We start from the raw sequence: 19,831 nt of genomic DNA, 5'->3' as shown, positions 1-19,831 counted from the left end.
CAGCCGGACGGGGAACATCTGCGTGATCAGCGCCGGCTGAGTGCCCGCCATGATCGAATTCGCGAAGGTGATGCCGAGGAGCCCCACCACGATCAGGGCGATCGACCCGGTGTCGACGAGCCAGAACAGGGGGAATGCCCACACCACGCCGACCGCCGCGCCGACGGCGAAGGTGGCCTTGCGGCCGAAGCGGTCCCCGGCGAGACCCGCGGCGAGCATCATCAGGAGCCACGCCACACTGACGCTGACCAGGATCCACAGCATCGTCGAGGTCGGCAGCTTCAGGTTCGCGGCGCCGTAAGAGACCATGTACACCGAGACCAGATAGCCGATCGCCGGCGCCGCGATGGACGCGAGGCTGCCGATCAGGATCTGCATCGGGTTGCGCCGGAACACCTCGACGACGGGCAGCTTTTCGATCTGGCCCGCCTCGCGAACCGTGTGAAATTCGCTGCTCTCCTCGATGCGCAGGCGGATGACGAGACCGACGACGATGAGGACCGCACTGGTCAGGAAGGCGAGGCGCCAGCCCCAGGCGGCAAAGTCCTCGGGCGACAGCACTCCGGTGAGCAGCAGGAAGGCCAGCTGCGACAGCAGAATCCCGGACGGCAGGCCCAGCTGCGGGAAGCAGCCGTAGAGTGAGCGCCGCTTCGCCGGTGCGTTCTCGACCGCCATGAGCACGGCACCGGCCCATTCGCCTCCGACCCCGGCGCCCTGCACCAGGCGGAGCACTATCAGCAGGATCGGTGCCCAGATGCCGATCGCATCGTAGGTGGGGATCAGACCTATCAGTGTCGTCGCGCTGCCCATCATGAGCAACGAGACCACCAGCATCGACTTGCGGCCGACGCGGTCGCCGAAGTGGCCCATCACCATGCCACCAAGGGGCCGGGCGATGAACCCGACGGCGAAGGTCCCCAGGGCCGCGAGCGTGCCCGCCAGATCGGAGAAGCCGGGGAAGAACTGGACGCGGAACACGAGGGTCGCCGCGACGCCGTAGATGAAGAAGTCGTACCACTCGATGGTGGTGCCGATGTAGCTGGCGAAGGCGACCGTGCCGGGCTTGCGGCCGGCCGGCGCGCCTCTGTGCTGGGTTGGCGAACTGGTGGACATGGGATGCTCCTCGTTGAGCGGGTGTCGGTCCGGGGGTGTCGGTCCGGGCGGACCGGGCGGGGGCAGAGGTGGTGTGGTGACGCTCCGTCGACCGGTCGGACCCGGTCGACGTCCCTCAGCGGGAGCCGATCAGCTCATCTCCTGGGGATGGGTCGCCAGCGCCTCGACGGACACGTCCATCCACTTCCACATCGGCAGCGAGGTGAGCGCGTCGTGCAGGGCGGCCGGATCATCGGCCGCGTAGAGCCCGAGGGTGGCGTTGCGGCCGGGCACCCGCCAGAGCCGTAGGAGGACGCCCTCCTCGCGCAGTTCCCTCGCCCGGGCTCGCTCGGCCTTCTTGAGCTGGTCGCGGACGTCGTCCGGGGTGTCGTGCGGGAGCAGATTCTCCGCGCGGACCAGAAACTCCACTTGGTTCCTTCCTTTCGGATCAGGCAGCGGCGACATCGAGCAGCACGGCGGCCAGCTCGTCGGGGGCGGTGACCATGGCCTCGTGGCCGGTGGCGACCTCGTGGGTCGGCCAGCCCCGGGCAGCGGCCTTCTTCGCCTGCGGTGTGAACACCCGCATCCAGTCCACGCATTCGATGAACGCGGCCGGGACGTGCTCGCCCCGCCCCGTCAGCCGCAGTGGCTCGGTGTAGGTCAGCCACGGGTGCGGGGTCAGCCGCGGGGTGAGCCAGTCGACGTCCGCCTTCTCGGTGACGCCGAGCTTCTCCAGAGAGCGGACCGGTATCAGCCAGCCGTACCCGGGGCCCGCGACGGACTGGCGGTAGTGGTCGGCGACCGTGGCGGGCAGCAAGTCGATGGCGGCATCGCCGTCGTCGCCGACGAAGGCGTCGAGATGGATGCGCTTGGCCAGCCGCTCGGGGACACGGTCGGCCACGCCGGTGATCACCTGCCCGGCATAGCTGTGCCCGACCAGGACCACATCGCGGGCGTCGTACGTCTCAAGAAGGCCGACGATGTCCTGGACGTGGGTGGACAGTCCGACCTGCGGGTTGAGCAGATGGGCGCGGCCGGACAGACCCGTCAGGGTGGGGGTGTACACCTCGTGCCCGGCGGCGCGCAGCGCAGGGACCACCCGCTGCCAGACCCAGCCGCCGTGCCAGGCACCATGGACAAGGACGAACGTGCTCATCGGCAATCCTCCCGCCGGGCGCTGTCGGGATCGGGCTCGTCGTCGGCGTCGACGTAGCGCACACCGAGCTGATCGAGCAGCGGTCGCATGTCGTAGATGTCGAGCCCCAACTCCCCCTGGCGGAACCGGCGGCGCTTGGCCTCCTCGTTCGCCTCGCGGCGGGCGCTCGCCTCGACGACGGCCTCGCCGTCGGCGAGCGGGACGCACAGCACGCCGTCGTCATCGGCGAGGATGATGTCACCGGGGTGGACCAGCTGCCCGGCGACCACCACCGGGACGTTCACCGAGCCCGGAACGGCCTTCGCGGTGCCTTGTGCGTGCACCGCGCGGGACCAGACGGGGAAGCCCATCGCGGTGAGGTCGGCGACGTCGCGGACCCCGGCGTCGGTCACCAGGCCGAGGACTCCACGGTGGTGGAGTTGGGTGGCGAACAGTTCCCCGAACATGCCGTCGGTCGACCGCGAGGTGGTGGCGACCACCAAGACGTCGCCGGCCCGGCACTGCTCGATGGCGGCGTGGATCATCAGGTTGTCGCCCGGATGCGAGAGCACGGTCACGGCGCGGCCCGCGATGCGCGCGCCGGGGTAGATCGGCCGCAGCTCCGGTCCGAGCAACCCCCTTCTGCCGTAAGCCTCGTGGGCGGTGGCCACACCGTTTTTGGCCAGGGCGGCCACGACCTCGCCGGACGGTCCCCGGCTCGTGCGGACGATGACGTGCCCGCTGTCCGGCCCGCTCACCGGAGTTCGTCCCCGACGAGGGGGAAGACCCGCTGATACGCCTCGGCCTGCACGATCGACTTCGCGCCGCCGTTGCGGACCGCCTGCACACCGCGGCGCAGACCGAGATCGGTGTAGTACCGCACGAGGTGTGACTGGGCGCGCATGCACTCCATGGCCTTGCGCTTGCGGTCGAAGACCGGCGTGATGTCCAGCAGCAGGTTCGGCACGAAGCCGCACTGCTCGGGCTGGTGCGGCTCGAATTGCAGTACCTGGGGGGCGCCGATCGGAGCGGTGGTGCGGTCGTGCCCGGCAGCCTGAGCGACCTGCCGGGCAAGCAGCGTGGCCTCGTGTGCGGCGTTGTGGTCTCGGTTGTAGGGGTCGGCGGCGACGTGGGTGAGCAGCACCTCGGGCTGTGCCGTGCGCATCTCGGCGACGATCCGGTCCAGCGCGGCATCATCGATCCGCAGCGGATAGTCGCCCAGGTCGAGGAAGGTGATGGACGCCCCGAGAGCCGCGGCAGCAGCCTCGGCCTCCGCGCGCCGGCCCTCCTTGGCCGCCTCCAGGGTCATGCCCTCCTGCTTCCACAGCCCTTGTGATTCGCCGCGCTCGCCGTAACTCAGGCATACGATCCGCACGTCATGGCCGCGTTCGGCATACAGGGCCAGCGCGCCGCCGGCACGCCATACGAAGTCACCGGAGTGGGCGCTGATCACCACAACAGAAGGATGCTTTTCCTCAGCCATTGCTGCTGTCCTGACCTTTCTCAGCGGTCCTGCCGCCGTCGGGGGACATAGGGGGATTCGAAGAGCCTGGGGTCAAGCGCCTGCGCCTGCCCTGAGGCACGCAGATCGCCTTGGTGCCATCGACATCTGCTCGTATCTGCTCGTATCTGCTCGTCCCTGCTGAGGACGGCATCGCGGTGGCCGAGTTCCCTTCGACCACCTCGGATCCGCAGGCGCCCCCCGCTCAGGGACGTCAGGGCATCAGGGCGTCAGGGCGTCCTGACGTCGCCCTACCGGCCGCGCAGGCAATCGCCGCAGGACAGGAACCAGCCGGCGTCCTACGGGCGCACCTGGGCGATCACCGGCAGCGAGGGTGTGCTCCTCATACCGACGCCCAAGCACAGACAGGGCGAGGAGTCCGGCACGGAGAAATACGTACGACGGCCGCCGATCTAAATCAGCTCGTCGACGTGGCATTGTCGTCCTGACCGCAGAGTGCCGAGCCGGAACGACCACTTCACTCCGGTGCTGAGAGGCAGCTCGGCCGCTTCCTCGCGGAGGGGCCCACCACATCGACGCCACGCCGACCACCTCCTCCCAGCGCCACTCACGGCCACCGCACGTCCTCGATGGCGACAGGTCCGACGCTACAGAGCGCTGTCATCCCAGGTATCTCGCTAATGACCGGACTCGCCCGGAGGCATGTCCCACCGTCGCTACGTCATTCGTCGCGAACCACCGAGAAGCGTCTGCGGATCGAGGGCATGGAGCGGAGGGGCTGGGATCTTGCTCATCGGGATGCACACGGCAGCGTCCTTGGAGGGCGGACACCGGGCCGGAGCCTGCTCAACGCGGGGCATGCCGAGCATGACGGTGCGGCGACGGACAGGCCGGTGGCGTGAGCCCGGGATCGGGGAGGTACGAGAGGTCGGCGGAGAAGTGCTCCCGGCGGCCGGGCTCAGCCCAGCAGCCAGCCAGCTGGCCGGCAAAGCGGAGCGGAGCGGGCAGGCAGGACAGGACTGGGAGGCGATTCGCTCTGTTTCGGAGCTACGAAGGGGGGAGGCGCCACCGAGGCGTCCGCACGCGTGCTTGCGGCAAGGCCAACACGGCCTGCGGCTACGCCGAGGACTACGGCCTCAGCGACCAGCGCCCGCAGGATGTCTATCTCCTCGCCTGCTGCGGTTCGGGCCTGAGGAACCTCGGCGTGACGAAGAAGCACGCGAAGACGGCGTGTTGAAAGGGCACACTCCACTGATCTTGCGTGCATCGTTGTCCGCCCGTGGACGACTGTGCACGCAGCCGGTCGGGGCACCAAGTGGTAGCAGATCCCCTGCCGATCGTCGGTCACGCTGATCCTGGGGCCGCCCCACGCGTGCGGGGAGCAGTCGAGGCCGTTCAGCACGTCATTGCCGTCGGCGGGGCCATCCCTTGGGGGCGTGGGGAGCAGGCCTTCGGCACCGAGCTGAAAAGGGGCAAGATGTCGCCGGGCGACTTCTGTTCCAGTGGTCGGGGGCACACCGTTGAGCACACCGCGGTTTGGCCTGTCGCTTCCCGGCCGGACTTGCCTTGGGGCACGGTGGGCCTCGTCAGCCTGCTCCTCGACGAGGCAGCCGAGACGCCTGCGATCTGGTGGCCAGGAACCAGCGAGAAGAGGCCCGCCGTTCGGCAGGGGCCACGAGGCCGCATAGCCTGGTGTCCGAACTTGAACTGGCTTGCCAGGCCGACCACATCACCACAGGGGGATCCGTATGTCCGCGTACTCACCACCACCACAAGGGCCGACTCCCTGGGGCCAGCAACCAGGCCCGGCCTCGTACGGGCCGCCAGCAGGCCACGGTGGCCCAGCCCCCTATGGACCGCCTGCTCCCGGCCCGCAGTTTTATGGTCAGCAGCCTGTGCACGGGCATCCGCCGGTCCAGCAGCCAGGCGTCCCGGTGTTCATACCCACAGGGCCTGAACGACGTCCATGGCTGCGGCCGCTCATCGCGCTCGGCACCCTGGGCGTGGTCGCGGCAGGGTTTTGGGGATTGACGATGATGACAGACGACGGTACGCCGCCATCGAAAGTCGCCCGTCACGCGGTCGCCGGGGATTGCCTGGAGAACAGCGGGACACACGCAAAGCCAGTCATGTTCACCATCCCTTGCAAGGACGCCAAAGCCGACTACAAAGTCATGTTCAACGCCGACGCCCAGGGTAAATGCCCGCCGGAATTCGATGAGTACACCGAGCGTGGCGGCCGGAACGGTGATACCACGCTGTGTCTGACCCAGGTGCGCCACTAGGCCGATTCGGTCGCATCACGTGACGCCCCGACCAAGGCGATCACCACGGCTGACTCCGCCCTGGCGAGCCGGCCGTGCCCAGGGTTGTCTGGTGGGCATCGCCGTATGGGGCGAGGTGCCGCGGCGAGAGCACTCATCCGGTGGGCTGGACGCCCTGACCATGCGCAGTGTCGCCCAGCAGCTGGGCGTCACGGCCCGCGCCGACCTCGATACCCACGCTGCCGCCCGCGACAGCGCCATGTCCGACGAGCAGTGGTGGGCCGCCAACGCGCCACTTCTGACTCGGGTCTTCGATCCTGCCCGGTTCCCCTCGCAGTCCGGGTAGGAAGTGCCGCGGGTGTAGCTCACCAGGGCATGTACAGCCCCGAACACGCCTTCAGCTTCGGGCTGCAGCGCATCCTGGACGGCCTCACCCACCTCATCGTGAGCCGTTCTCGATAGCCACCTCACAGGCTGGTCCGGCAATGTCCGCGTCTACGTCCGCAGGCCGCCGACCTTGACCACCACTGTTGAACTGCCTCCTGCCGATGCGCGGGACGGAACAGGCGCTGCGCGTCCCTAGAGCCATCCCCGCATGCGCGGCCAGCAGGTCGGCGACGCCACACGCGCCGTGAGATGCCGGCGCGCACCGTGCAACGCCGCTTCTCTTGGCCAGAAGACCCCGGTCCTGATCACGAGCAAGGCACCGCATCCGTACCAGCAGATCATGGTGAGCTACGACGAGCCGGGTCGCGGGATCGTCTGCATCATCTCCACGGCGAGGTTCTGACCTGCGCAGACTCTGCTGCGGGCGCGGTGGGCGGCTACCTTCCGACGGCTCCAGAGTGATGAGGATCTTTGCATCTCCTCACCCTCTGCTTGGGCCGGGGGCAGACATGCTCACTCAAATTCCCCACACAGCAGCCCGTCCAGAGCGCAATCAATGGAGGCCCCGACCGTCGCTTCGTCGAGTGAGAAAGTCTCTTATGATCGACTGATAGCTTCTCACCATGTTCTTCCCGGTCGCCTTCCTTATCGGCGTTCTGGGTGGTGTTGCCCTCTGTGCGGTCACCACCCGACGCAGAAGTCCTCGGCAGATGTCGCAGCGGGTCGCCCTCGGGCTGCTGTGGTTCTGGGCAGCCTGCATCGTCTACTTCACCTTCGGGACCCCCTCCGGTGGCGGCCAGGCTCTCAATCTGAAGCCACTGGACCTGACCAATGCGGCGGACATCAAGGACGCCGTGCTGAACGTGCTCATGTTCGCCCCCGTCGGCCTCCTGCTGGCCCTGCTCCCGGTGCGCTGGTACCAGGCCATCCTCTTCGGATTCCTTGGCTCCCTCACCATCGAGGTCACCCAGTACCTGACCCGATCAGGACGCAGCACCGACATCAACGACCTCACCAGCAACACCCTCGGTGCACTGATCGGCTTCTCCTGCACCGCCGCAGTTCTCGCCCTCGCCGGACGTAGCTCTCGCATCCGTGGCACCACAGTTGACTGCTGAATCGACTGCTGAATCGACTGGGGAACCCGAGTGACACTGGGGAAATCGCTGATCCCCATCAAGACTCGGTCTCAGGATAATTCGGTGGCGTGGCCGGGTCAGTGAGAAGACCTTGCAACACCGGATCGACGGCCCGGACGACGCCCCCGTACTTGTGCTGGGGGCCGCTCTGGGTACCACGTGCACAGGTTGTAGATCGCGTCTTGTGTGGTCCAGGCCAGCGGCGTCGGCGAGGGTCAGGGTCTTGTGGTCCAGGAGCGTCAATGCTGTTGGTGAGACGTGTGTGAGAGGTGAGGGACCCCCGCTGGCTTTGCTCCGGCGGGGGTTCGTCCTGCGGGGGCTTGCGATGGCGTTCAGTCACGGCAGCCGTAGATCGCGCTCTTTGAGGTACGGCTGAACATGTCCCGCAGCGTTCCCGCTCTCTGCCCCCACCAGCCCGGTGCCCGCTGTGGCCTGATCGGCTTCATGACCGCTGCAGGCTCGTGATGGGTGACGGCCGCCCCCTTATGGCAAGTAGTTCCGCGCTCGCTTTGTGGCCGTCGGCGCTTGCACGGGGTGCCGTCGACCCAGAAGGGGTCAGGCGAAGACATCCTGCTGGTAGCGCCCGTCGGCCTCTAGCCGGGCGAGCCATTCCTGGGCGGTGGCGTCGTCGCTTCCGGTGCGGGCACGGTGGATGGTGGCGAGTGCCTGGCGTACGGCCGGTGCCATGCGGCGGCCGTCACCGCAGACGTAGATGTATGCGCCGTTTTCGAGAGCGTCCCACACCGTGTCCGAGGCGGCGGCGATCGCGTTCTGGACGAACCGGGCCGGGTGGTCGGGGACGGCGGAGAAGGCGGTGTGTACGCGGGCGATCCCGGACTGCTCCCAGGTCTGCATCTCCTCCCTGTAGAACCAGTCGTGCTCCGGGTGGCGGCAGCCGACGAAGACCTGGGACGTGCCGACATGTGTGCCGCCCGCGTGCTGTAAGGCGCGCTCTTCCAGGAAGCCCCGCAGCGGCGCGATGCCGGTGCCGGGGCCGATGAGGACGATCGGTGTCGTGGGGTCGGCCGGCGGCGCGAAGGTCGGCGATGGCACACGTACGTAGCCGTAGAAGACGTCTCCGGGCTCCAGCCGGCCCAGGTACTGCGAGCACAGGCCCCGGTGCTCGCCCTCGCCCGACAGTGCGGGGCCTTCGACAAGTCCGACGGTCAGCCGCACGTGTCGCGGGTCGGCCAGGGGCGAGGAGGAGATGGAGTAGAAGCGGGGGCGGATGGGCCCCATCATGTCGAGGAAGTTCGCCAGCGGCAGTTCCACGGCGGGGAAGCGCTCCAGCAGGGTGAGCACGGGGACGCGCTTTTCGAGGATCTCCGTCCGGTAGCGCCGCTCGGCCTCCTCGGTGTCGGTGTAAGCCTCCAGTTGGGGTCGGGTCCAAGGGCAGGAGGTGTGTTCGGCGAGCGTCCGTATGTGGGCGCGGGTGGCGACGTCCTGGAGTTCCAGGAACTGGGTGAGGAGCAGTTCCGCGGGGACGGGCACGCCCACCGGCAGGTGCGTCCGGCCGCCCCCGGGCACCGGGTCGAGCCGGAGCACCTGGTCGCGGTCGACGCCGAGCCGGTCGAGGGTACGGGTGACCAGTGCCGGGTCGTTCTTGGCGAAGACCGCCAGGTGGTTGCCGGTGTCGTAGTCGACGCCTGCCGGCAGTTCGACCGTGATCGACCGCGCCGACGGCCGCGGCGGCTCGATGCTGAAGTCCCACAGTCCGGTCGGGTCGCCGACGAGTTCCTCATTGGCGACGACGGTCAGTGGGTACGCCTGCTCGGAGACGATCGAGGGGCGTACCTCGGCCTCGCCGAGGAGTTGCACCTGGAAGCGCGGGCCGTCGTCCGTGGCGGTGTCGGCGGCGTAATCCTCCACCAGCGCCGACCACAGGGTGTTCGTCCAGGCGGAGGCCATGCCGTCGAAGTCGCCCGAGGCGTCGACCTCACCGCGGTCGACCACCGGGCCGGCCCCTGCGGCCAGCAGGGCGGCCTCGATCCGGCGCGGGAACGCCTGGTAGGTCGTCCACTGCGTGTTGCCGGTGCCCAGTACCGCGAACCGCACCCCGGACAGTGCGCCCTCGGGCAGGCCGGTGGCGATCAGCTCGTCGAAGCGCTGGGCGTTGTCGGGGGCCTTGCCGTTGTAGCTCGCGGCGACGGTGATGAGAAGGCCCTCGGTCGGCAGGTGGTCCGCCAGGTCGTCGAGCGTGGTCAAGGTGGTGTCGAAGCCGGCACGGCCGGCCCGGTCGGCGATCGTCTGCGCCAGGTCTTCCGAGCTGCCGAGGTTCGAGCCGTAGGCGACGGTGAGGCGCACGCCGACACCGCGGATCGCGGCCTCCTGCTCGTCACCGCCGGTCAGCACGGCCAGGCCCTGGTCGAAATGGTGGCGCTCGTGCTCCCGGCGCGGCCGGACCCGGACGTGGAAATCGGACGGCTTGAAGGTCAGCGCCTCCTTGATGTGCATCTGGTAGTCGGCCGGGTCGGAGACGGCGAACTTCTGCAGAACGAGAGCGAGGGCGAGGCGGGCCTCGGTGAGCGCGAACTGGCGCCCGATGCAGGCGCGTTCACCGTCACCGAAGGGCTTGTAGGCGTGCGGGTGGTGCTGCGTCTTGTTCTCGGGTAGCCAGCGGTCGATGTCGAAGTCCTGCGGGCGGTCCCATGCCTTGAGGTGGTTGTGGAGCAGTGGGAAGACGATGCTGGTCTTCTGACCCTTCTTCAGGCGGTAGCGGCCGCCGATGACGGTGTCTTCCAGAGCCATTTTGCCGATGAGCGGGATGGGGGACCACAGGCGGAGGGTCTCGTCCAGGACGCGTGGGATGACGTCCAGCTTCATGATCGTCTCGTAGTCGGGGACGGTGTCTCCGGGCAGCAGCCGGTCCACCTCCGCGTACGCCCGGGCCAGCACATGTGGGTTGCGCAGTAGCGAGTACAGCGCGAACGAGAGCAGGCCGCTGGTCGTTTCATGACCGGCGATGAGGAACGTCAGCGTCTGGTCCCGGATGTTCTCGTCGTCCAGCTGTTTGCCGGTGACCGGGTCGGCGGCGTCCAGCATCAGGCCGAGCAGGTCCCGCTCACCGGTGCCGATCCCCTGGCGGCGCTCCCTGATCACGTTGTCGACGAGTTCCTGCATCTGCCGGATGCTGTCCCGGTAGGACCTGTCCTCGCGCCGCTTGAGCTTGGTGACCAGCGGCAGTTGGGTCATACGGTCCATGGACACGGTCAGTGCGTGCAGCATCGCCTGAAGGAACGGGTCCAGTTCGTCGTGCTGGAAGGAGTGGAACCGGTAGCCGAATCCGGACAGGGCAATGGTGTCCAGGGTCAGCCGGGTCATGTCGTCGGCCACGTTGACGGGGCGCTCCTCGGAGCGCTGCCACTTGCCGACCAGTTCCTGGGCCACCTCCAGCATCTGCGGGAAGTACGCCTTCATCGACCGTTGGCCGAACGCCGGCATCAGGATCCGGTGGGCCTCGCCCCAGACTTCCTCGTCATCGCGGGCGGTGAACAGCCCGGCGCCGGTGTAGTCGCGGACGTGGGACAACGGCGGGTCGATCGGCTTGCCGAACCGGGCCGGGTCGCAGACCTCGGTGACCAGGTCGGGGTCGTAGACGAAGACCTGGTCGACACCGGCGATGTCCAGACCGTAGAGGCCCTCGGGGTACCGGCGGCCCAGCTCGACGAGGTACTGGGCCGGGCCCTCCGACGGGATCTGCAGGGTGTTCCCGACGAGCGGGGCCCCGCGCGGGGTCGGTATGGGGTGGAAATCGGCCATGAGGCACTCCTCGTCCGGATGGGGTCCGCGGGTGGCGGAGGTGGCCGCGGCGGCAGCCTGCCACGGGAACAGCGGCCGCCGATACGGCAGCGCCGTCGTTTCCATACGCTGTATGGAACTGGTCCCAGTGATACCATACGACGTATGGAAACGCCTAGGAGAGCCCCCCGAGGGACGAGGAAGAGGGACGTACCGCTCACCGAGGAAGGCATCTGCACCGCGGCGCTGCGCCTCATCGACGCCGACGGGGTCGAGGCACTCACGATGCGCAAACTCGCGGCCGAGCTGAACGCCAACCCGATGTCGCTCTACCACCACGTGCCGAACAAGGAAGCCCTGCTGCGCGGCGTGGCGAAGCTGGTCGGCTCCCAGTTCCGCACGCCGGAAGGGGAGGACCGGCCCTGGCAGGAGCGACTACGCCAACTCGCCATGGATTTCCGCGCGTTGGCGCACGGCCACCCCAATCTGGTGGCGCACACCTTCAGTCACCCCGACTTCATCCAGCCGGGGGACCCCTTCTGGTTGGGGCTCACGGGCACACTCGCCGATGCGGGAGTGCCACAACGTGAGATCCCCCGGGTAGGCGCCGTGCTGTGCGCCGTGTTCTCCGGGCTGTTGCTCACCGAACTGAACGGGGCGTTGGTGCGATGGATGACCCTGCCTCCGTCGCCTGCCGTTGGCCGTGGGGGAGAGGCGTCCGAGGTGACGTCGGCCGATGCGGACACGTTGTTCCGCCGCGCGCTGGAGGGCGCGATCGCCGGTGTGGAGAGTCAGACGGCTGCTTGCGTCGCGGGCCGTGGAACCGAGGGCGGCAACGCGTAGACCAGTCGCTCCTGGGCGTCATGACGTGCTCGTGCCCGCCTCATCCGGGGGGTGCGTCGTAGGGAATGTCCGCCCAGGGATTGAGGGATATCGGGCTGGTACTTCGACCGTGGCCGTCGAGTAGCCAGCCCATGCGTTTGCTCATGCGCAGGACGATGGCGCGTTCGGTCAGGGTCAGCGTGGGGAATCGTTCGGCGAGTCTGGTCTCCAGACGCTGGCTGTCGCCGAGGGAGCGTAGCCAGACGATGACGAGCAGGTTGTCCGTTCCGGTGATCGCGGCGCACATCCTGATTTCCGGCAGGGTCAGCAGCGTCTGAGCGATCCTGTCGAGCTCGTGGGCGGGGACGCGAGCCCAGAAGTAGGCGTGCACGGGCCAGCCGCTGATGACGTCGGACACTTCGCAGCGGAAGGACACCAGGCCCTCTCGGACCATGCGTTCCAGGCGCCGGCGGGTGGTGGACACGCTGGTCGAGGTGAGGGCGGCAAGTTCGGCGGTTGTCCGGCGGCCGTCGGACGACAGGGGCAGCAGAAGATCGCGGAACCCTTCGTGGGACGTCCGGCTTCCTGCGGAGGTCTGCGGGTGGTGGCGGGTCAGGTGGGCGCGCTGGTCCGGCGAGAGAGCCTGGAGCCGCCACTTGTTGCCTTCGCTGTAGAAGCGGGTGGCGGTGCTGGTACGGGTGCCGCGTACTCCGGGCAGCTGGCTGACGTGGTCCAGTACGAACCGCGACAGCGCCTGAAGGTCGGGGAACAGGGCCACGAGGAACAGGTCGCGGCCGCTGGCGACCTGGGAGACCGAGGCGATCTGCGGCACGCCGGCGAGCGCATCCACCACCTGCTGTCGGGCGGTGGGTTGGCAGTCGACTTCGATGAAGGCCAGACAGCACCGTTCGGTCCACAGCGCCAGGTTCGGGTAGGCGGTCACCCAGACGACGCCCTGTTTGGTCATGCGCTCCCAGCGCCGCGCCACAGTGGCCGAGTGGAGGCCGAGAACCTTTCCCACTTCGGTCCAGGTGGCCCGCGGCGCTATCTGCATCACATTGATCAGCGACAGATCATCTTCGTCGAGGCTGAACGAATCTTGCATTGGATCGCACCCTGTGAACGTTCCCGCTGATTTCGGCGCTGCTGTCGCGCGCCTGTCCACCCTAGGGACATCCGCCGTTCGACACCATGCCCGAGTCCCTGGAGGTGCACCCGCTGTCATGGCGACCTATGAGGATGCGACCGCGATGCGCGAAGAGCTGGTCCGGCTGCGTCGCGGCCTGCACACCGATCCCGAGGTGGGGCTGGACCTGCCGCGTACCCAGGAGAAAGTGCTGGGAGCGCTGGACGGCCTGCCACTGGAGATCTCCACGGGCAGCCATCTGTCCTCGGTCACGGCAGTGCTGCGCGGAGGGCGGCCGGGACCCGTCGTGCTGCTCCGGGCGGACATGGACGCCCTGCCGGTGACGGAGCGTACCGGTCTGGAATTCTCCTCCGCGACACCGGGTGTCATGCACGCCTGCGGCCACGATCTGCACACCACGATGCTGGTCGGTGCCGCCCATCTGCTCGCCGCGCGGCGGCAGGATCTCGCCGGCGACGTGGTGCTGATGTTCCAGCCGGGCGAGGAGGGGTGCGACGGAGCGGGCGCGATGCTGGCCGAAGGCATCCTGGAGGCGGCGGGGCCCCGGCCGGTCGCGGCCTACGCACTGCACGTGTTCACCACCGACTTTCCCACCGGCGTCTTCATGGCGCGCAGCGGTGCGACCATGGCGGCGACCAACAACGTGGACGTCACCGTCATCGGGGCCGGCGGACACGCCTCGGCGCCACACCGTGCCAAGGATCCGGTGCCCGCGGCCTGCGAGATGGTCACCGCGCTGCAGACCATGGTCTCCCGGACCTGCGACCCCTTCGATCCGGTCGTCCTGACCATCGGTTCCCTCCACGCCGGCACCCGCCGCAACGTGATCCCCGAAACGGTGCGGATGGAGGGCACCGTGCGCACGTTCTCCACCCGGGCGCAGAACCGGATGCAGGACGCGGTGGTGACCCTCGTACGCCAGATCGCCGCCGCCCACGGTCTGCGGGCGGAGGTCGAGTTCACCAGGCGCTACCCGGTGACGGTCAACGACGAGCGCGAGACCGCCTTCGTCCGGTCCACCGTCACCGAGACCTTCGGCGAGCACCGCTTCCGGCCGCTCGCCCACCCCCTCACCGGCGCCGAGGACTTCTCCCGCATCCTGGGCGAGGTGCCCGGCAGCCTGGTCATGCTGGGCGCCGCTCCGGCCGGTGCAGACCCCTCGACCGTGGCGAACAACCACTCTCCCTATGCGGAGTTCGACGAGGGCGTGCTGTGCGACGGCGCCGCTCTCTACGCCGATCTCGCCACCCGCCGACTGGCCGCACAGCCCGCCGGAGGACTCGCTTCGACTCCCGCCTGCTGACCGACCCCCGTCGCTCACCCCTGGCCGCCCCCCCGTCGCTCACCCCTGGCCGCCCCCCCCGTCGCTCACCCCTGGCCGCCCCCCCGTCGCTCACCTTGCCCCCCTGCTCACCTCGGAGGTCCCCCTTGTCATCCGCACCCTCCACCAGCCCGGTGCCCGTCACCGAGCCGGGCCACAGACGCTCCAGCCGAGGACAACGTCGCGCCCTCATCGGCACCGGCATCGGCAACGCGCTCGAGTGGTACGACTGGCACGTCTACGGCATCTTCGCGCCGTTCTTCGCCCAGCAGTTCTTCAATCCGGACAACGAACTGTCGGCCTTGCTGTCCACGCTGGCCATCTTCGCGGTGGGCTTCGCGATGCGGCCGATCGGCGCCTTCGTCTTCGGCCGGCTCGCGGACCGCAAGGGCCGACGCCTGGCCATGGTGCTCTCGATCGGCATGGGGTCGGCGGGCAGCCTGGCGATAGGTCTCGCCCCCACCTACGCCAGCGTCGGCGCCGTGGCCTCGCTGATTCTGCTCCTGGCCAGGCTCACCCAGGGCATGGCCCATGGCGGAGAACTGCCCTCTTCCCAGACCTACCTCGCCGAGACAGCCCCACCCGAGCGCCGCGGCCGGTGGACCAGCGCCATCTACGTCTCCGGGGCCTGCGGCATGCTGATCGCCACCCTGCTGGGCGCCGGCCTCGCGGCCCTGTACGGCACGGAGGCCCTGGAGGCATGGGGCTGGCGGGTACCGTTCGTCATCGGCGGGCTGCTCGGCATCTACGCCCTGTTCCTGCGGCGCAAACTCACGGAGACGCATGCCTTCAACAAGGAGCAGACCTCCCGCAGTGCGGCCCCGCAGCGCCTGTCCGTGCTGCGCGGCATGTGGCAGAACCGTGCCGCTGCCGGGCGGGTGATCGGCCTGACCGCAGGCTTCACGGTGACCTACCAGGCCTGGACCACCGCTGCCCCCGCCTACGCGATCGGAGTGACGAAGCTGGACTCGACCGCAGTGCTGCTCGCCGAGGTGGTGGCACTCTTGGTCTTCATCGCGGCGCTGCCGCTGTGCGGATCGCTGTCCGACCGGCTCGGACGCCGGCCCAACATGCTGATCTTCGTTCTGGGCATGGCGGTGCTCGCCTACCCCCTGCTGCTCCTGGCCCGAGCGGGCCAGGTCTGGCAGCTCGGCCTGGCCATGACCATCGCCCTGCTCTTCACCGCGATGTGCGCGTCCATCGCGCCCGCGATCTTCGCCGAACTGTTCCCCACCCACGTGCGTACCACCGGCACCGGCGTCCCCTACGCGATCGCCGTGGCGCTCTTCGGCGGCACCACCCCCTACCTTCAGACCTGGCTCGCCAGCCACGATGCGCAGGGCTACTTCACCGGCTACAACATCGCTCTGCTGCTGGTCGGCGCCCTGATCGTCCTCACCGGCCCGGAGACACGGGGCAAGCCACTGGAGTAGGCCCCAGCCAGGCCAACGGCGGGCCGCGCCCTCATCACCGCCCTGGTCACCATCCGACCCCGGGGGGAGGGGGGGGGGGGGGGGGGGGGGGGGGGGGGGGGGGGGGGGGGGGGGGGGGGGGGGGGGGGGGGAGAGGGGCCACCCCCCCCCCCCCCCCCTGCCCACCCCCCCACCCTTCCCACCCCCCCTCCCCCCCCGCTCGGGGGGGTGCCGGACCGGGACGGTGACCGGTCACGCAGCCCGAACATCGCCCTCAAGTTGACGGCGTCCCCGGGGAACTCCCGCTGCACCATGGGCGCCTCGCCCGTCGAGGAATCGTGGGCGGCAGTGAGGCGACCTTCGCCGCGCTGTGCGGGGTCAGTCCATTCGCGGCCAGGCCGTCGACCAGCTCGTGGTGGGAGCGGTTGAGCCGGTCGATCCAGCTGGCCAGCACGGCGTTCGGGTCGGTGCTCAGTTCGAGCTCCTCGCAGACCCTGGGGCGGGCCGCCTTTCAGGTATCGGTGCTGAGCAGCCGGGCGTTGGGGTCGCCTCACTTGCGCAGACCCGGGACATAGATCGCGTGGCGGTGCAGGCTGGCGCGCAGGGCCTCGGTGGTGGCGACGACGCACCGGCACCCCGACCTCCGGCCCCTGCCACACCCAATTCAGGGCGCACCGTCCGCTTCCCGCCGACGGTTGTCCGTCACCGCGCTCGTGACCGTACGGACCCGCACCAGGCTGATCCTGACCAACCGCAGGTCCCGCTCCGGGAACGGCGGGTTAGCGGTGGGTGAAGCGGGTGGTGAGGGTGACGGTGGTGAGGCCCTTGATCATTCCGGCCTTGTTCCAGCCCATGCCGAAGTCGTTGCGGTCGATGGCGACCTCGCCGCTGAGGGTCACGTCGTTCGGTCCGACGGCAGTGGCGCGGGCGGTGAAGGTGAGCGGGCGGGTCGTACCGAGCACAGTGAGGCGGCCAGTGACCTTGGCGGTTCCGGCGCCGTCGGCGACGACGTCGGTGGCGGTGAAGGTGAACGTCGGATACCTCTCGACGTTGAAGAAGTCCGCGGAGCGCAGGTGGGTGTCGAGCTTGGCCTGCTTGCTGAGGATGGACGCCGCCTCGATGGTCAGGGTGCCGTGCGCGGAACCGTCGGGGCCGATTTCGCCTTCGCCGTTGAGCTTGGTGAAGGCGGCCCTGATCGTGGCCAGCCCCCACATCGACTTGTGCTTGATCTCCACGGATGACTTGGTCGCGTCCAGGACCCAGAGGCCGGTGCTGAGGTCGGACAGTCTGGTGGAGGGCTGGGCGGGGTTGGTGGTGTGGCTCGTCATGGAGATCGCCTTTCACGGTGGGCAGGGAGTGAGGTTTCGGGTGGGGTGTGGGTTCGCGGGCTCGTGCGTTCGGCGCCTGCTCCCGCCTCGTGGCACAGCCGCGGTGGGAGGCAGGGGCCTTCGTTGTTTCGTGGCCCGGCCGTTCCTGCATCGCCGGGCCACGCGCGGGTCAGGCGAGCCCGATCTGCTGGTAGAAGGTGCGACTCGGTCTGCGAGGTGGAGGCCGGGTCTCCGAGCAGTTCCCGGTCGTCGGTGGCAGCGGCTGCCAGGCCGGTTCCCGTGGCTACTGCGGTGAGGGCGAGGGCGCCCAGGGCAGCGGTGGCCGCGCCCTTCAGGACGTTGCGGCGATTGATCATGTCGATTCCTTGTCTGCAAGATCACCCGGAGGAAGGGTGAGGCATGAGAAGGCGGCTCTCACTGCAGTCGCAGCCTGGGGCCGCCTAGGGCGCTCATCAGGGGATTTCTCATCCGATGACTTGAACCTTCAACTTCGAAGCTAGTGCATCAAACTTGAAGCGTCAAGCGAGGTGGGGTGAATTTGACTTGAAGAATCAAGCTAGGATGGGGGCATGGACACGCATGAACCCCGCTGGCTGAACGCCGAGGAGAGGCAGACCTGGCTCTCCCTGACCGCCATGGTGACCAACCTGTCGAACGCGCTGGACACCCAGTTGCAGCGCGACGCCCAGATCAGCCACTTCGAGTACCAGGTCCTCGCCACCCTCTCCGAGGCCGCCGAACGCACCATGCGCATGAGCGACCTGGCAGTCCTCACCAACGGCTCGCTCTCCCGCCTGTCCCACGTGGTCAAGCGCCTGGAGAAGCAGGGCTGGGTGCGCCGCACCCCCGATCCGGACAACGGCCGCTACACCCTGGCCGTCCTCACCGAAACGGGCTGGGACAAGGTCGTCGCCACCGCCCCGGGCCATGTCGAGGAGGTCCGCCGCCTCGTCTTCGACCCGCTCACCCAGGCCCAGCAGCGCACCGTGCGCGCCATCGGCCACCGCGTCAACCAGGTCATCGACCCCACCGGTACCTCCCCGGAGTGACGATGCGTCCCACATTCCGGTCCGGCCCGCCCCGCAGAAGGCTCACTGTGTCCCCGATACTGAATCCCGTCGTGCCCGCCGGCGCCTACGACGACTTTTTGCCCGGCGCCCTGCGCCGAGCCCGCGCCCAGCGCGACTGGATCCCCGCCGACGGTCCCCTGCCCGCCCTCTACGTCAGCCACGGCGCTCCGCCGCTGCTCGACGACGGCCCCTGGATGCGACAGCTCCTGGGCTGGGCCCAGAGTCTGCCCAAACCCAGGGCCGTCCTGATCGTCTCCGCCCACTGGGGGCACGCGCCGCTGTCCCTGTCGGCACCCGCCGCGCACACACCGCTGGTCTACGACTTCGCCGGCTTCCACCCCCGATACCGTCAGGTGCGCTACGACACCCCCGACGCGAGCGCGCTGGCCCGGCGGGTGGCGGCGATGATGCCGCACGACGAGCCCGTCCACCAGCACCCGAGCCGCGGCCTCGACCACGGCGCCTGGCTCCCGCTGATGGCCATGTTCCCGCTCGCCGACATCCCCGTCCTCCAGCTGTCCATGCCCACCCACAACCCCGCCCGACTGGGGGAACTCGGCGCCCGCCTGGCCCCCCTGCGCGAGGAGGGAACCCTCGTCATCGGCTCCGGGTTCATGACCCACGGCCTCCACGCGATCACCGCCGACATGCTCTACCGGGGCGCCGTCCCCACCTGGTCCTCCGACTTCGACACCTGGGCCGCCGACGCCCTGGCACGCGGCGACGTCGAGGAACTCGCCGCCTGGCGTGACCGCGCACCCGGCATGCCCCACGCCCACCCCACCCCCGACCACTACACCCCGCTGTTCATCACCCTCGGCGCCGGCGGCCAGCCCGAACGACCCGTGAAAACCGCCATCGACGGCTACGTCCTCGGCTTCGCCAAACGCTCCTTCCAGACCGCCTGATACTCCAGCCGCAGAGCGTGTCCGGAAGATCGCGCAAGTTCCGGGATGTCATTGGCGCATGGTCGTCGCCACCCGCGCATGCGCGAGGAATCACCGGCCGCCAGCCCAGGAGGCGGGAAACACATGGCCAGGAAAGAGCCCGCCGTGAACGGGGAATTCCAACGGCGACATGGGTGATCGCCGTGCTCGGCTTCGCCGTAAGGGGAGCGAACGGCGTCGATAGCCTGCCGGGATGAGTGAGCAGGGGGGCGGGCGAAGCTCCGGCCACGGTCGAGCAGGTTTCCGCGGCGATGGCCGCGTTGCGGCTCGAAGGCGGCCCGGCTCGGCGGTCCGGACGCGTACCGGGTGCGGATGGTCAACGCGCTGCGCCGCGTGGTCCAGGCGGAGGTGGCGTGGCCGACACGGTGAAGCTGGACGTCGACGCGCGGCACGCGGCGTGGGGGGACAGTTCGAGGCCGCCGGGGCCGGGCTGGATGATCCGGTGCGGCGGCTGGAGTTCATCCGCTGGCAGGTGCTCCGGGCCAACACCCCGCTGCGGCTGATGGCGCGGAGCCGGGAGGTCGGGCGGATCCCGCTGGTCGCGTCGCCGCGCGCGCGGCGACCGGG

The 19,831-nt window shown here is 69.0% G+C and carries 18 protein-coding genes; 10 read left to right on the top strand and 8 right to left on the bottom strand.

Going from position 1 to position 19,831, the window contains the following annotated elements; translation table 11 throughout:
* From ACZ4XD_RS35780 to ACZ4XD_RS35760, 5 genes are all read right to left on the bottom strand, one after another.
* Positions 1-1,113 (bottom strand): MFS transporter (locus ACZ4XD_RS35780; protein ID WP_468049493.1); only part of this gene is annotated, 1,113 nt, incomplete at its 3' end.
* A 129-nt stretch (positions 1,114-1,242) separates the two neighbouring features.
* Complete coding sequence (locus ACZ4XD_RS35775) at positions 1,243-1,521, bottom strand: muconolactone Delta-isomerase family protein (RefSeq protein ID WP_468049491.1); 279 nt, start codon at positions 1,519-1,521, stop codon at positions 1,243-1,245.
* A 19-nt stretch (positions 1,522-1,540) separates the two neighbouring features.
* Positions 1,541-2,248, bottom strand: coding sequence for an alpha/beta fold hydrolase (locus ACZ4XD_RS35770; protein WP_468049489.1), 708 nt, complete (start codon positions 2,246-2,248; stop codon positions 1,541-1,543).
* Positions 2,245-2,985 (bottom strand): 4-carboxy-4-hydroxy-2-oxoadipate aldolase/oxaloacetate decarboxylase, encoded by a 741-nt coding sequence (locus ACZ4XD_RS35765; protein WP_468049487.1) that lies wholly within the window; start codon positions 2,983-2,985, stop codon positions 2,245-2,247. Before ACZ4XD_RS35765 ends, ACZ4XD_RS35770 begins: the two co-directional genes overlap by 4 nt.
* The gene (locus ACZ4XD_RS35760; protein ID WP_468049485.1) at positions 2,982-3,710 is read right to left on the bottom strand and encodes a PIG-L deacetylase family protein; all 729 of its coding nucleotides are present in this window, start codon (positions 3,708-3,710) and stop codon (positions 2,982-2,984) included. Before ACZ4XD_RS35760 ends, ACZ4XD_RS35765 begins: the two co-directional genes overlap by 4 nt.
* Before the next feature lie 1,913 nt (positions 3,711-5,623).
* On the opposite strand from ACZ4XD_RS35760, the gene ACZ4XD_RS35755 reads away from it, so the two are divergent.
* The 4 genes from ACZ4XD_RS35755 to ACZ4XD_RS35740 all read left to right on the top strand — a co-directional run bounded on the left by ACZ4XD_RS35755 (position 5,624) and on the right by ACZ4XD_RS35740 (position 7,458).
* On the top strand, positions 5,624-5,974 hold the full coding sequence (locus ACZ4XD_RS35755) for an LppU/SCO3897 family protein (protein ID WP_468049483.1): 351 nt from the start codon (positions 5,624-5,626) through the stop codon (positions 5,972-5,974).
* A 91-nt stretch (positions 5,975-6,065) separates the two neighbouring features.
* Complete coding sequence (locus ACZ4XD_RS35750) at positions 6,066-6,299, top strand: hypothetical protein (protein ID WP_468049481.1); 234 nt, start codon at positions 6,066-6,068, stop codon at positions 6,297-6,299.
* A gap of 249 nt (positions 6,300-6,548) precedes the next feature.
* A complete protein-coding gene (locus ACZ4XD_RS35745; protein ID WP_468049479.1) occupies positions 6,549-6,743 on the top strand; it encodes a hypothetical protein in 195 nt (64 codons plus the stop codon).
* Positions 6,744-7,050: 307 nt separating this feature from the next.
* Positions 7,051-7,458: a VanZ family protein gene (locus tag ACZ4XD_RS35740; protein WP_468049477.1), complete on the top strand. Its 408-nt coding sequence runs from the start codon at positions 7,051-7,053 to the stop codon at positions 7,456-7,458.
* A 576-nt stretch (positions 7,459-8,034) separates the two neighbouring features.
* On the opposite strand, the gene ACZ4XD_RS35735 is transcribed toward ACZ4XD_RS35740, so the two are convergent.
* Entirely contained in the window at positions 8,035-11,343 is a 3,309-nt protein-coding gene (locus ACZ4XD_RS35735; RefSeq protein ID WP_468049475.1) for a bifunctional cytochrome P450/NADPH--P450 reductase, read from the bottom strand.
* A 39-nt stretch (positions 11,344-11,382) separates the two neighbouring features.
* Here ACZ4XD_RS35735 and ACZ4XD_RS35730 point away from each other — a divergent pair, with 39 nt between their 5' ends.
* Positions 11,383-12,060 carry a TetR/AcrR family transcriptional regulator gene (locus tag ACZ4XD_RS35730; protein WP_468049473.1) on the top strand — a complete coding sequence of 226 codons (678 nt, stop codon included), beginning with the start codon at positions 11,383-11,385 and terminating at the stop codon, positions 12,058-12,060.
* 40 nt (positions 12,061-12,100) lie between these two features.
* On the opposite strand, the gene ACZ4XD_RS35725 is transcribed toward ACZ4XD_RS35730, so the two are convergent.
* Positions 12,101-13,144 (bottom strand): Lrp/AsnC family transcriptional regulator, encoded by a 1,044-nt coding sequence (locus ACZ4XD_RS35725; protein WP_468049471.1) that lies wholly within the window; start codon positions 13,142-13,144, stop codon positions 12,101-12,103.
* Positions 13,145-13,262: 118 nt separating this feature from the next.
* Here ACZ4XD_RS35725 and ACZ4XD_RS35720 point away from each other — a divergent pair, with 118 nt between their 5' ends.
* Both ACZ4XD_RS35720 and ACZ4XD_RS35715 read left to right on the top strand, forming a co-directional pair.
* A complete protein-coding gene (locus ACZ4XD_RS35720; RefSeq protein WP_468049469.1) occupies positions 13,263-14,489 on the top strand; it encodes a M20 metallopeptidase family protein in 1,227 nt (408 codons plus the stop codon).
* 125 nt (positions 14,490-14,614) lie between these two features.
* On the top strand, positions 14,615-15,940 hold the full coding sequence (locus ACZ4XD_RS35715; protein WP_468049467.1) for an MFS transporter: 1,326 nt from the start codon (positions 14,615-14,617) through the stop codon (positions 15,938-15,940).
* 758 nt (positions 15,941-16,698) lie between these two features.
* Here the strand turns inward: ACZ4XD_RS35715 and ACZ4XD_RS35710 are convergent.
* Entirely contained in the window at positions 16,699-17,247 is a 549-nt protein-coding gene (locus ACZ4XD_RS35710; protein ID WP_468049465.1) for a YceI family protein, read from the bottom strand.
* Between the two features lie 569 nt (positions 17,248-17,816).
* On the opposite strand from ACZ4XD_RS35710, the gene ACZ4XD_RS35705 reads away from it, so the two are divergent.
* From ACZ4XD_RS35705 to ACZ4XD_RS35695, 3 genes are all read left to right on the top strand, one after another.
* Positions 17,817-18,296 carry a MarR family winged helix-turn-helix transcriptional regulator gene (locus tag ACZ4XD_RS35705; protein WP_468049463.1) on the top strand — a complete coding sequence of 160 codons (480 nt, stop codon included), beginning with the start codon at positions 17,817-17,819 and terminating at the stop codon, positions 18,294-18,296.
* Positions 18,297-18,343: 47 nt separating this feature from the next.
* Positions 18,344-19,225 carry a dioxygenase family protein gene (locus tag ACZ4XD_RS35700; RefSeq protein WP_468049461.1) on the top strand — a complete coding sequence of 294 codons (882 nt, stop codon included), beginning with the start codon at positions 18,344-18,346 and terminating at the stop codon, positions 19,223-19,225.
* Positions 19,226-19,457: 232 nt separating this feature from the next.
* Positions 19,458-19,831, top strand: a 374-nt coding sequence (locus ACZ4XD_RS35695) for a DUF6245 family protein (protein ID WP_468049459.1), incomplete at its 3' end; no start/stop codon positions are given.

The organism is Streptomyces sp. NPDC029466 (assembly GCF_055574515.1).
The sequence above is the reverse complement of the archived record's forward strand: the minus strand, read 5'-3'. Positions and strand labels throughout refer to the sequence as shown.